The sequence below is a fragment of the Pseudomonas sp. GW460-12-10-14-TSB1 genome (genome assembly GCF_017349775.1).
GTDB classification, from domain to species: Bacteria; Pseudomonadota; Gammaproteobacteria; order Pseudomonadales; family Pseudomonadaceae; genus Aquipseudomonas; species Aquipseudomonas piscium.
The window spans coordinates 1-13,191 of sequence record NZ_JACNAC010000005.1 but is presented as its reverse complement, the minus strand read 5'-3'; the positions used below and the strand labels follow the sequence as shown (position 1 = coordinate 13,191).

Annotated in this window: 10 protein-coding genes; 9 read left to right on the top strand and 1 reads right to left on the bottom strand. The window is 63.5% G+C overall.

All coding sequences use genetic code 11. The features are described from left to right. The first annotated feature begins 21 nt into the window (after nt 1-21). The 8 genes from mreB to tldD all read left to right on the top strand — a co-directional run bounded on the left by mreB (nt 22) and on the right by tldD (nt 11,189). Entirely contained in the window at nt 22-1,059 is a 1,038-nt protein-coding gene (mreB, locus tag J4D52_RS04870; protein WP_002555108.1) for a rod shape-determining protein MreB, read from the top strand. Nucleotides 1,060-1,200: 141 nt separating this feature from the next. Then, nucleotides 1,201-2,307, top strand: coding sequence for a rod shape-determining protein MreC (gene mreC, locus J4D52_RS04865; RefSeq protein WP_081251592.1), 1,107 nt, complete (start codon nt 1,201-1,203; stop codon nt 2,305-2,307). After that, on the top strand, nt 2,307-2,783 hold the full coding sequence (mreD, locus tag J4D52_RS04860; RefSeq protein ID WP_009042183.1) for a rod shape-determining protein MreD: 477 nt from the start codon (nt 2,307-2,309) through the stop codon (nt 2,781-2,783). Before mreC ends, mreD begins: the two co-directional genes overlap by 1 nt. 43 nt (nt 2,784-2,826) lie before the next feature. Then, the gene (locus tag J4D52_RS04855; protein ID WP_025806416.1) at nt 2,827-3,426 is read left to right on the top strand and encodes a nucleoside triphosphate pyrophosphatase; all 600 of its coding nucleotides are present in this window, start codon (nt 2,827-2,829) and stop codon (nt 3,424-3,426) included. Nucleotides 3,427-3,484: 58 nt separating this feature from the next. After that, nucleotides 3,485-4,942 (top strand): ribonuclease G, encoded by a 1,458-nt coding sequence (rng, locus tag J4D52_RS04850; RefSeq protein WP_007929907.1) that lies wholly within the window; start codon nt 3,485-3,487, stop codon nt 4,940-4,942. Nucleotides 4,943-5,017: 75 nt separating this feature from the next. Next, nucleotides 5,018-8,821 (top strand): YhdP family protein, encoded by a 3,804-nt coding sequence (locus J4D52_RS04845; RefSeq protein WP_063428368.1) that lies wholly within the window; start codon nt 5,018-5,020, stop codon nt 8,819-8,821. A gap of 58 nt (nt 8,822-8,879) precedes the next feature. Further along, on the top strand, nt 8,880-9,719 hold the full coding sequence (locus J4D52_RS04840; protein ID WP_025806418.1) for a carbon-nitrogen hydrolase family protein: 840 nt from the start codon (nt 8,880-8,882) through the stop codon (nt 9,717-9,719). A 27-nt stretch (nt 9,720-9,746) separates the two neighbouring features. Then, nucleotides 9,747-11,189, top strand: coding sequence for a metalloprotease TldD (gene tldD / locus J4D52_RS04835; RefSeq protein ID WP_007929903.1), 1,443 nt, complete (start codon nt 9,747-9,749; stop codon nt 11,187-11,189). Nucleotides 11,190-11,237: 48 nt separating this feature from the next. On the opposite strand, the gene yjgA is transcribed toward tldD, so the two are convergent. Further along, nucleotides 11,238-11,759, bottom strand: a complete 522-nt coding sequence (yjgA, locus tag J4D52_RS04830; RefSeq protein WP_063428370.1) for a ribosome biogenesis factor YjgA — start codon at nt 11,757-11,759, stop codon at nt 11,238-11,240. 108 nt (nt 11,760-11,867) lie between these two features. On the opposite strand from yjgA, the gene pmbA reads away from it, so the two are divergent. After that, nucleotides 11,868-13,191 (top strand): metalloprotease PmbA (pmbA, locus tag J4D52_RS04825; protein ID WP_207272116.1); only part of this gene is annotated, 1,324 nt, incomplete at its 3' end.

Here is a 13,191-nt window from a genome sequence, read left to right as displayed (position 1 = left end):
GTTGCCTAGGGTCCCTTTCCCATGTTCAAGAAACTGCGTGGCATGTTTTCCAGCGATCTTTCCATTGACCTGGGCACTGCCAACACCCTTATTTACGTGCGCGAGCGCGGTATTGTCCTGAATGAACCATCGGTTGTGGCCATTCGGACCCACGGTAATCAGAAAAGTGTTGTGGCTGTCGGTACCGAAGCCAAGCGCATGCTCGGTCGTACTCCGGGCAACATTGCTGCCATTCGTCCGATGAAGGACGGCGTGATCGCCGACTTCAGTGTCTGCGAAAAGATGCTGCAATACTTTATCAACAAGGTTCACGAAAACAGTTTTCTGCAGCCCAGCCCTCGTGTGCTGATCTGCGTTCCATGCAAGTCCACCCAGGTTGAACGTCGCGCCATCCGTGAATCGGCCCTCGGTGCCGGTGCCCGTGAAGTGTTCCTGATCGAAGAGCCGATGGCGGCCGCGATCGGTGCCGGCCTGCCGGTCGAAGAAGCCCGCGGTTCGATGGTCGTGGATATCGGTGGCGGTACCACCGAGATCGCCCTGATCTCCCTGAACGGTGTGGTGTACGCCGAATCCGTGCGTGTCGGCGGCGACCGTTTCGACGAAGCGATCATCACCTACGTGCGTCGCAACTACGGCAGCCTGATCGGCGAATCCACCGCCGAGCGCATCAAGCAGGAAATCGGTACTGCCTACCCGGGCGGCGAAGTCCGTGAAGTCGACGTTCGTGGCCGTAACCTGGCCGAAGGCGTGCCACGCGCATTCACCCTGAACTCCAATGAAGTGCTGGAAGCTCTGCAAGAGTCCCTGGCAACCATCGTTCAGGCCGTGAAAAGCGCGCTGGAGCAATCGCCTCCGGAACTGGCTTCGGACATCGCCGAGCGCGGTCTGGTGCTGACCGGTGGTGGCGCCCTGCTGCGTGACCTGGACAAGCTGCTGGCCCAGGAAACCGGTCTGCCGGTGATCGTCGCCGAAGACCCGCTGACCTGCGTAGCCCGCGGCGGTGGCCGTGCATTGGAAATGATGGACAAACACACCATGGACCTGCTCTCCAGCGAATAATCGCGCCGGGTGCATCCATGTGTTCCGCTCGCAGGCAGCACTTTGCAGTGCTGCCTGTTGGCGTTTATCTTCTGTCATTCTGCTCCAGGCCGGTTTGAAGCCGTATGAATAAAGAGAACATTTGCCTGGGAGGAGCGGCTTATTAAACCGCTTTTCGCCAAAGGCCCCTCATTGGGCGTACGCCTGTTGGTGCTGGTCGTGCTATCGGTCGCGCTGATGGTGGTCGATGCCCGCTTCACACTGCTCAAGCCAGTGCGTAGCCAAATGTCGCTGGTGCTGATGCAGTCCTACTGGATCACCGACCTGCCGCAACGGCTATGGCAGGGTGTGGCCAGTCAGTTTGGCAGCCGCACCGAGCTGGTCGCCGAAAACGAAAAACTCAAGACCGAAAACCTGTTGCTCCAGGGCCGCATGCAAAAGCTCGCCGCCTTGACCGAGCAGAACGTTCGCCTGCGCGAGTTGCTCAACTCTTCCGCGCTGGTCAACGAGAAGGTCGAAGTGGCCGAGCTGATCGGCATGGACCCCAACCCCTTCACCCATCGCATCATCATCAACAAGGGTGAGCGTGACGGCGTGGTGCTCGGGCAACCGGTGCTCGACGCCCGTGGCCTGATGGGGCAGGTGGTCGAGCTGATGCCTTACACCTCTCGCGTGCTGCTGCTCACCGACACCACCCACAGCATTCCAGTCCAGGTAAACCGCAACGGTCTGCGGGCGATTGCCAGCGGTACCGGCAACCCGGAGCGCCTTGAACTGCGTCATGTGGCCGACACCGCGGACATCAAGGAAGGCGACCTGCTGGTCAGTTCCGGCCTGGGTCAGCGTTTCCCGGCGGGTTACCCGGTGGCGACGGTCAAGGAAGTGATTCATGACTCCGGCCAGCCATTTGCCATAGTTCGCGCCGTGCCGACGGCGGCCTTGAATCGCAGCCGTTACCTGTTGCTGGTGTTCAGCGATAACCGCACCGCCGAAGAACGTGCCAACGACGCCGCCCAGGCTCAGGAAGCGCAGGACCAGCAGGGCGGCACCGCCACGCCGGTAGTCCCGGCGACCGTGCCCAAGCCTGTCGTGCCCGCGACGCCGGCCACCGCGACCGCTCCTGCCGCACCGGCAGCAGCCCCCGCGACGCCAGCCGCCACGCCGGTCAAACCCGTGGCCCATCCGGCTCCGGTCAAGCCTGCCGCCACCAGACCCGCCGCGCCCAAGCCGCCTGCAGCGGCCCCGGCCTCCACGGGAGGAAGAGAATAATGTCCCGAAACGGCTGGATGGTCTGGCTGACCTTCGCCATCGGCATGCTGCTCAGCGTGTCGCCCTTGCCGCAATTCATGGAAATCCTGCGCCCGCTCTGGCTGGCCTTGCTGCTGGCGTTCTGGGCCCTGGCCCTGCCGCATAAGGTCGGCATGGTCACGGCCTGGTGCCTGGGGCTGGCCGAGGATGTGCTGTACGGCACCTTGCTGGGGCAGAACGCGCTGATCCTGACCCTGATCACCTTCCTGGTGCTGTCGCTGCAGCAGCGCTTGCGCATGTTCCCGATGTGGCAGCAAAGCCTGGTGATCCTGGTGATCTTCGGCCTGGCGCAACTGGTCCAGCTGTGGCTCAGCGCCTTGACCGGCAACCGGCAACCGACCCTGGCGCTGGTTCTGCCGGCTTTGGTCAGTGCCTTGCTCTGGCCTTGGGTCAGCTTCGGTTTGCGCGGGTTGCGCCGACGTTTCAAAATCAACTGATTCGGTCAGGCATTTGCCCGTACCTCGACAGGGAGATGTCTTGATGAAATCGCTTTACCTCGCTTCAGGCTCGCCGCGTCGACGGGAACTGCTCACGCAGATCGGCGTGCCTTTTACCGCCCTCAGCGCGGATATCGACGAAACTCCTCTCCCCGATGAAAGCCCCGCGGCCTATGTCGAGCGCCTGGCGCGCGACAAGGCGGCGGCCGGGCATGCGCTGATTGCCGCTGGCCAGTCTGCGGCCTGTGTCCTGGGCGCCGACACCGCGGTGGTCCTGGATGGGCGAATTCTTGGCAAACCCCTGGACCAGGCCGATGCGCAGTCGATGCTCATGGCCCTGTCGGATCGCGAACATGAAGTACTGACCGCCATTGCCGTGCTCGATGGCCAGCGCTGCGAGTCGCGGGTGGTACGCAGCCTGGTGCGCTTCCGGGCGATCGGCGATGACGAGGCAGCCCGCTACTGGGCCAGCGGCGAACCTTGCGACAAGGCTGGCGGCTATGGCATCCAGGGGCTTGCGGCGGTATTCGTGGCAGGGCTCAATGGCAGTTATTCCGCTGTCGTCGGCTTGCCGGTATGCGAAACCGCAGAACTACTTGGCCATTTCGGCATACCCTGTTGGCAAAACCTTGCAGTGCGCTAAGCGCCGTACCTGACTGATGCGGCCAACCATAGTGAATATGCCTGAACGAGACCCTGCCATGAGTGAAGAGATTCTGATCAACATCACGCCGATGGAGTCGCGCGTGGCGGTGGTCGAAAACGGTGTGCTGCAAGAAGTCCATGTCGAGCGTACCCAGCGTCGCGGCATTGTCGGCAATATCTATAAAGGCAAGGTGGTCCGGGTTCTGCCGGGCATGCAGGCGGCGTTCGTCGATATCGGCCTGGATCGTGCGGCGTTCATTCATGCATCGGAAATCTCCCTGCGCGAAGGCCCCGCGGTGGAAAGCATCGGCGCCTTGGTCCATGAAGGGCAGAGCCTGGTGGTGCAGGTGACCAAGGACCCGATCGGCTCCAAGGGCGCGCGCCTGACCACCCAGCTGTCGATCCCTTCGCGTTACCTGGTGTACATGCCGCGCACCGCCCATGTCGGCATCTCGCTGAAGATCGAGGACGAAGCCGAGCGCGAGCGCCTGAAACAGGTGGTCAGCGATTGCGTGGCCCAGGAAGGTATCAAGGAAGCCGGCGGTTTTATCCTGCGTACCGCTGCCGAGGGCGCGGGCGCCGACGAAATCATGATGGACATCCGTTACCTGCGTCGCCTGTGGGACCAGATCGGCGCGCAGATCAAGACCATCGGCGCCCCCAGTGTCATTTACGAAGACCTGGGCCTGGCCCTGCGTACGTTGCGGGATCTGGTCAGCCCGAAGATCGAGAAGATCCGTATCGACTCCCGGGAAACCTTCCAGAAAACCACGCAGTTCGTCGCCGAACTGATGCCGGAAATCGCCGATCGCCTGGAGCACTATCCGGGCGAGCGGCCGATCTTCGACCTGTATGGCGTCGAAGACGAAATCCAGAAAGCCCTGGAACGCAAGGTGCCGCTCAAGTCCGGCGGTTACCTGGTGGTCGATCCGGCGGAAGCCATGAGCACCATCGACGTCAACACCGGAGCTTTCGTCGGTCACCGCAACCTCGAAGAAACCATCTTCAAGACCAATCTCGAGGCGGCGACCGCCATTGCCCGCCAGCTGCGCCTGCGCAACCTGGGTGGGATCATCATCATCGACTTCATCGACATGGAAGATGAAGAGCACCAGCGCCAGGTGCTGCGCACCTTGGAAAAACAGCTGGAGCGCGATCATGCCAAGACCAACATCATTGGTATTACCGAGCTGGGCCTGGTGCAGATGACCCGCAAGCGTACCCGGGAGAGCCTGGAGCAGGTGCTGTGCGAACCCTGCAGCAGCTGCCAGGGCAGGGGCAAGCTGAAGACTCCGGAAACCATTTGCTACGAAATCTTCCGGGAAATCCTGCGCGAGGCGCGGGCCTATCAGGCCGAAGGTTATCGGGTCCTGGCGAACCAGAAAGTCGTCGACCGGCTGCTCGACGAAGAGTCGGGCAACGTCGCGGAACTGGAGGCCTTTATCGGCCGGACCATCCGTTTTCAGGTCGAAACCATGTATTCCCAGGAACAATACGACGTGGTGCTGCTCTGAGTCCGCGTACCTTACATTTACCGGATACAGCTGGCCTTGGTTCGTGCATGACTCTTGCCACGGGGGCCAACTGACATGGAGCGTCTGATGCGCTTTCTCGCTGCTCTGACCCGCTGGGGGCTGGGGCTTTGTGCGTTGCTGCTGGTGCTGACGGCCTTGTACGTCAGCCTGGGTCGGGAACTGACCCCGCTGGTGGCTGAATATCGGGCCGAGGTCCAGGCCAAGGCTCAGGAAGCCTTGGGCATGCCGGTGCAGATCGGCCGGCTGGAAGGCAGCTGGAGCGGTTTCTCGCCCATCCTGTTGGCCCACGACGTGACCGTCGGCGAGGGCGCCAATGCCTTGCGCCTGGATCAGGTGCGGGTGGCACCCGATCTGCCCGGCAGCGCCCTGGCGCGCCAGCTGCGGGTCAAGCATCTTGAATTCAGCGGCCTCAACCTGAGCCTGAAGGAAGGCCCGGATGGGCGTTGGGCGCTCGAAGGCCTGCCGGTGCAGGATAACCAGCCCCTCGACCCCGAGCAGTTGCTCAACCGCATGCAGATGGTCAGTGAGCTGTCGGTGCTCGATAGCCAGGTGACGTTGCAACCGCTCGATCATCCCGCGATCGCCTTGACCTACGTTGGCCTCAATCTGCGTGTCGGCCCCAGCCGTCAACGCCTGGATGCGCGCCTGACCCTGCCGGACGGTCAGCCTCTGGCTGTCAGCTTGCGCACTCGAATCCGCGCCAGCGCCTGGCGCGAAGGGCTGGTCGACGCCTACCTGAGCCTGCCGCAAAGCGACTGGGCGAAATGGCTGCCGCCGCGGGTGACCCAACAGTGGAAGTTCTCCGAGCTCAAGGCCGGTGGCGAGTTCTGGATCAGCTGGGGCGATGGCCTGTTGCGCAGCATGGTGGCGCGCCTGAATGCGCCGCAGATCAGCGGGGCCTATGACGAGCGCAAGCCGATTACCGTGAAGAACCTGGCGCTCAACGCCTACTTCCAGCGCGACGGGCAGAGCTTCAACGTTATCTTCGATTCACTGGCCATGAACCTCGGCGAGACGCGCTGGGAGTCGCGCCTGCAGCTGCAACAAACCGGGACCGTCAACAGCGCTGAAGAACTCTGGCACTTGCAGGCCGACCGCCTCGACCTGACGCCGATCACGTCGGTCCTGGACGCCTGGGCGCCGGTGCCGGAAAAGGTCGCGGCGATCATCGACAACCTCAAGGTCACGGGCGCGCTGCGTAATATCCTGCTCGACTTCCGGCCGCAGGTCAGCGGCGATCAGCGCCTGAGTTTTGCCGCCAACCTGGAGCAGGTCGGGTTCAACGCCTATCGCGGCGCGCCGGCGGCCCGTAACGTCAGCGGCAGCATCAGCGGCGACCTGGGGCAGGGCGAGTTGCGCATGGACAGCAAGGACTTTGCCTTGCACCTGGACCCGATCTTCGCCAAGCCCTGGCAGTACCTCCAGGCCAATGCCCGGCTGACCTGGAAGCTCGATCAGCAGGGCTTCACCCTGATTGCGCCGTACCTCAAGGTCCTGGGCGAGGAGGGCAAGATCGCTGGCGACTTCCTGATCCGCCTGCATTTCGATCACACCCAGGAAGACTACATGGACCTGCGGGTCGGTCTGGTCGATGGCGACGGTCGTTATACCGCCAAGTACCTGCCCGAGGTGCTCAGCCCGGCGCTGGACGAATGGCTGCGCACGGCAATCCTCAAGGGCGCGGTGGATGAAGGTTTCTTCCAGTACCAGGGTTCGCTGAACCATGGCGCGGCCGACACCGCGCGCAGCATCAGCCTGTTCTTCAAGGTGCACGATGCCGAGCTGGCCTTCCAGCCGGGCTGGCCGCATATCGGCAAGGTCAGCGGCGATGTATTCATCGAGGACAGCGGCGTGCGCATCCTGGCCAGCCAGGGTCAGTTGCTCGACACCCAGGTGAAGGATGTCTACGTCAATATTCCCCATGTGCCCGCGGGGCAAAGCACCCACATGTTTATCGACGGCGAGTTCGCCGGTGGCCTGGGCGATGGCTTGAAGATCCTTCAGGAAGCGCCGATCGGCACGGGCCCGACCTTTGCCGGCTGGCAGGGCGATGGCGACCTGCAGGGCAAACTGAAGCTGGATATCCCGCTGGTCAAGGGCGAAGAACCGAAGGTGCTGGTGGACTTCAAGACCAGCAAGGCACGACTCAAGTTGAGCGAGCCGGAACTGGAGTTGAGCCAGCTCAAGGGCGATTTCCGCTTCGACAGCAGCAAGGGCCTGAGCGGCCAGGGCATCAGCGCCCAGGCCTTCGAGCGCCCGGTGACCGCGCAGATCTTTGCCGACGGTCGTCCCGGCAAGCTCGATACCCGGGTTGTCGCCAAGGGCCAGGTGTCGGTCAATAAGCTCACGGAGTGGCTGAAATACAACCAGCCGTTGCCGGTTTCCGGCGATATTCCCTACCAGTTGCAGCTCAACCTCGACGGTGCGGACAGCCAACTGATGGTCAGCTCCAGCCTCAAGGGGGTTGCCGTCGACTTGCCCGCGCCTTTCGGCATGGCGGCGAGCCAGGGGCGTGACAGCGTATTCCGCATGACCTTGCAGGGCGCCGAGCGGCGTTACTGGTTCGATTACGGCGATCTGGCCAACTTTACCTTCGCCGCGCCGAGCGGCAATTTTGCCGATGGCCGTGGCGAGTTGTTCCTCGGCGAGGGCGACGCCGTGCTGCCGGGGGCCAAGGGTCTGCGGGTGCGCGGTGTGCTGTCGGAACTGGATGTGGAACCATGGAAGACGCTGGTCGATCGTTATGCCGGGCAAGACGCGGGCGGCAGCGCCAAGCAGCTGCTCAGCGGCGCCGACTTCAGGGTCGGCAAGCTCAGCGGTTTCGGCACTACCCTGGACGAGGCCCGTGTGCAGTTGACGCGCAAGCCGTCCTCCTGGGCCCTGCAACTCGATAGCCTGCAGGCCAAGGGCAACGTGGCGATTCCCGATGCCAAGGCCGCGCCGATGGCGATCAATCTGCAGTACGTGCGCCTGCCGGCCGCCGATCCGACGGTGCAGGCCGACGAGAACGCGCCGGACCCGCTGGCCTCGGTCGACCCGAAAAAAGTCCCGGCGCTGGATCTCTCGATCAATCAGCTGTACCAGGGCAACGACCTGATCGGCGCCTGGTCGCTGAAAGTGCGTCCGACCGCCAAGGGCATGGCCTTCAACAGCCTCGACCTGGGTCTCAAGGGCATGGTCCTGCAGGGCGCCGGCGGTTGGGAAGGCGAACCCGGCGCGGCCACCAGCTGGTACAAGGGCCGCCTGGGCGGCAAGAACCTGGCGGACGTGCTCAAGGGCTGGGGCTTTGCGCCGACCGTGACCAGCGAAGAGTTCCACCTGGATGTGGACGGGCGTTGGCCTGGCTCGCCGGCTTGGGTCGGGCCCAAGCGGTTCTCCGGCAGCCTGGATGCGACCCTGCGCAAGGGCCAGTTCGTGGAAGTCGAAGGCGGGGCGCAGGCCCTGCGGGTATTCGGTTTGCTGAACTTCAACTCCATCGGCCGGCGCCTGCGCCTGGACTTCTCCGACCTGTTCGGCAAGGGCCTGAGCTACGACCGGGTCAAGGGTTTGCTGGTGGCCAGCAACGGTGTCTACGTAACCCGCGAACCCATCACCCTGACCGGGCCGTCGAGCAACCTGGAACTCAATGGCACCCTGGACCTGGTGGCCGACCAGGTGGATTCGAAGCTGTTGGTGACGCTGCCGGTGACCAACAACCTACCGATCGCTGCGTTGATCGTTGGTGCGCCGGCGGTCGGCGGGGCGCTGTTTCTGATCGACAAGCTGATCGGCGACCGGGTGTCGCGCTTCGCCAGCGTCCAGTACAGCGTCAAGGGACCCTGGAAAGACCCGAAAATCACCTTCGACAAGCCTTTTTGAAAAACCCTGGCCCGGGTCTATGGAGTAGCATGGCCACATATCCAACCTGGAGTGCGCCATGTCTCTTGCGGTGATTCAAATGGTCAGCCAGAGCGACGTGCTGGCCAATTTGCAGCAGGCGCGAAACCTGCTGGAACAGGCTGCTGCCGGCGGTGCGCGGCTGGCCGTACTGCCGGAGAATTTCGCCGCCATGGGCCGCCGCGACGCGGCGGCCATCGGTCGTGCCGAGGCCCGGGGCGAAGGCCCGATCCTGCCCTGGTTGAAACAGGCCGCACGCGACCTCAAGTTATGGATAGTGGCCGGCACCTTGCCGCTGCCTCCGGTGGACCAGCCTGAGGCCAAGGCCCGTGCCTGCTCGCTGCTGATCGACGAGCACGGCGAGCAAGTGGCGCGTTACGACAAGCTGCATCTGTTCGACGTGGACGTGGCCGACAATCGTGGCCGTTACCGGGAGTCGGATGACTATGCTCATGGAGAGCAGGTGGTGGTCGCGGATACGCCGGTGGGCCGGGTTGGCCTGACTGTGTGCTACGACCTGCGTTTCCCCGAGTTGTACAGCGAATTGCGAGCCGCCGGGGCGGAGCTGATCAGCGCTCCTTCGGCATTCACCGCGGTGACCGGCGCGGCGCATTGGGACGTATTGATCCGTGCCCGGGCCATCGAGACCCAGTGCTACCTGCTGGCGGCGGCGCAAGGCGGCATTCATCCGGGACCCCGGGAGACCTTCGGCCATGCGGCCATCGTCGACCCCTGGGGACGGGTGCTGGCGCAACAGGATCAAGGCGAGGCCGTGCTGCTGGCCGAGCGCGACAGCAGCGAACAGGCGTCCATCCGGGCGCGCATGCCGGTGGCCAGTCACCGGCGCTTTTTCTCGCAAGGCGCGCAGCGACTTGCTTAAGAACGACGAATTTAAGGCGTAAAGCATATGAGCGGGTTGTTATCTTCAGTCAGTGAACACCTTCTGGCGCCCGGCGGCGTGACCCTGGAAAGCCTGCAAGGCGTGCTCGGCGACCTGGCCGGCCCGGGTATCGATGCCGCCGACCTGTATTTCCAGGGGCAGATTTCCGAGTCCTGGTCGCTGGAAGACGGCATCGTCAAGGAAGGCAGCTTCAATCTGGACCAGGGCGTTGGCGTGCGGGCGCAGTCGGGTGAGAAAACCGGTTTTGCCTACAGCAATGCCATCACCCTTGAAGCGCTCGGCCTGGCTGCCCGGGCCGCGCGCTCGATTTCCCGTGCCGGGCAGAACGGCACCGTGCAGGCCTTTACCACCCAGGACGTGGCCCAGCTGTATGCGCCGGACAACCCCCTGGAAGTCATCAGCCGTGCGGAAAAGGTCGAGCTGCTCAAGCGTGTCGACGCCGCGACCCGTGCCCTCGACCCACGTATCCAGCAGGTCAGCGTCAGCATGGCCGGGGTCTGGGAACGCATCCTCGTCGCTTCCACCGACGGTGGCCTGGCGGCGGATGTGCGGCCTTTGGTGCGCTTCAACGTCAGCGTGATCGTCGAGCAGAACGGCCGCCGCGAGCGTGGCGGTCATGGCGGCGGCGGGCGTACCGATTACCGTTATTTCCTCAGTGAAGACCGCGCCATGGGTTATGCCCGTGAGGCTTTGCGTCAGGCCCTGGTCAACCTGGAAGCCATCCCTGCGCCAGCTGGCACTCTGCCGGTGGTACTAGGTTCCGGCTGGTCCGGCGTGCTGTTGCACGAAGCGGTAGGCCATGGCCTGGAAGGCGATTTCAACCGCAAGGGCAGTTCGGCCTACAGCGGCCGCATGGGCGAGATGGTGGCCTCGAAACTCTGCACCATCGTTGACGATGGCACCTTGGCCGGGCGACGCGGCTCGCTGAGCATCGACGATGAAGGCACCCCGACCGAATGCACCACCCTGATCGAGAACGGTGTGCTCAAAGGCTACATGCAGGACAAGCTCAATGCCCGCCTGATGGGTGTGGCCCGCACTGGCAACGGTCGTCGCGAGTCTTATGCGCACCTGCCGATGCCGCGCATGACCAATACCTACATGCTGGGTGGCGAAAGCGATCCGGCGGAAATCATCGCCTCGGTGAAAAAAGGCATCTACTGCGCCAACCTGGGTGGCGGTCAGGTGGACATCACCAGTGGCAAGTTCGTGTTCTCCACCAGCGAGGCGTATCTGATCGAAGACGGCAAGATCACCGCGCCGGTCAAAGGCGCGACCCTGATCGGCAACGGGCCGGAAGCCATGAGTCGAGTGTCGATGGTCGGTAACGACCTGGCGCTGGACAGCGGCGTGGGGACCTGTGGCAAGGATGGGCAGTCGGTGCCGGTGGGTGTCGGCCAGCCAACCTTGAAGATTGATGCGATCACCGTGGGTGGCACGGGCGCTTGAGGCGTGAAGCGGCGGGTGAGTTGCAGGGCAACCCACCCGAATCGAGGCTCAGCGCAGACCGCGTTGAGTCTCGTCCAGCTCGCGAATGTATTTGAAGATTTTACGGCTGGAGGCAGGCGGCTTGTTATGGGCCACCTCATGCTGGGCCTGACGAATCAGGGAGCGCAGCTGCTGACGATCCGCTGCCGGATAGTCGGTAACGAACTTCTCCAGGACCGCGTCATCGCCCGCGATCAAGCGATCGCGCCAGCGCTCCAGGCCATGGAAGCGTTCGTTGTACTGGCGAGTCGAGGCGTCGAGTTGGTCCAGCAGCACCAGGATCGCGCTGGTGTCTTGATCGCGCATCAGCTTGCCGATGAATTGCAGGTGGCGTTTACGCGCGATATGGGCGACATGCTTGGGCGCATCCGCCAGGGCCCGGCGCAGAGCGTCGGTCAACGGCAGTTTGTTCAGCAAGTCGGGCTTGAGTGTTGTAAGGCGCTCGCCGAGGTCAACCAGAGCATGCAGCTCGCGTTTGACCTGGGATTTGCTTTTCTCCCCATCGAGGGAGTCGTCGTAAGAATCAACCATGGTGGCAGTCCGCAAAGAAACGCCGCCATGATAACCAGTCGGGGGCCGCTTGTCCGGCCCGGTCGCTCGAAGGCCTTAACCGAAAGCAGAATTTGAGTGGAGAAAACCATGAGTGCAGCACAAAGCGTCGGCCCGCAGGCTTTGCCGGCACTGCAGGAACAAGTCGAGCAGATCATCGCCGAGGCCAAGCGCCAGGGCGCCAGTGCCTGCGAAGTGGCGGTTTCTCTGGAGCAGGGCCTGTCGACTTCAGTTCGCCAGCGGGAAGTGGAAACCGTCGAATTCAATCGCGACCAGGGTTTTGGTATCACGCTGTACGTCGGCCAGCGCAAGGGCTCGGCCAGCACCTCGGCCAGTGGTCCCGAAGCGATTCGCGAAACCGTCGCTGCGGCCCTGGCCATCGCCAAGCACACCTCGGAAGACGAAAGCTCGGGGCTGGCCGATGCCGCCCTGATGGCCCGGGACGTGCCGGACTTCGACCTGTTTCACGCTTGGGACATTACCCCGGAGCAAGCCATCGAACGGGCGCTGGCCTGTGAAGCCGCGGCCTTTGCCGCCGACAGCCGGATCAAGAACGCCGACGGCACCACCCTGAGTACCCATCAAGGCTGCCGTGTGTACGGCAACAGCCACGGTTTTATCGGCGGTTATGCTTCGACTCGTCACAGCTTGAGCTGCGTGATGATCGCCGAGGCCGACGGCCAGATGCAGCGTGACTACTGGTACGACGTCAATCGCCAGGGCCATCTGCTGACGGACCCGGTGACCATCGGCCAGCGCGCCGCGCAACGTGCCGCGAGCCGCCTGGGCGCGCGTCCGGTACCGACCTGCGAAGTGCCGGTGCTGTTTTCCGCAGAACTGGCTGGCGGATTGTTCGGCAGCTTCCTCGGGGCGATTTCCGGCGGCAACCTGTACCGCAAGTCGTCCTTCCTCGAGGGCGCGCTGGGGCAGCGGCTGTTCCCCGAGTGGCTGACCATTGATGAGCGTCCGCACTTGATGCGCGCGCTGGGCAGTTCGGCCTTCGATGGCGATGGCCTGGCCACCTACGCCAAGCCTTTCGTCGAGAACGGCGAGCTGGTGTCCTACGTGCTGGGGACTTATTCCGGGCGTAAGCTCGGCCTGCCCAGCACCGCCAACGCCGGTGGCGTGCACAACCTGTTCGTGACCCATGGCGAGGAAGACCAGGCGGCCTTGCTGCGCCGCATGGGCCGGGGCTTGCTGGTCACCGAACTGATGGGCCACGGCTTGAACATGGTCACCGGCGATTACTCCCGGGGCGCGGCCGGTTTCTGGGTCGAAAATGGCGAAATCCAGTTCGCCGTCCAGGAAGTGACCATTGCCGGCAACATGCGCGACATGTTCAAGCAGATCATTGCCGTGGGTAACGATCTGGAGCTGCGCAGCAACATCCGCACCGGTTCGGTATTGATCGAAC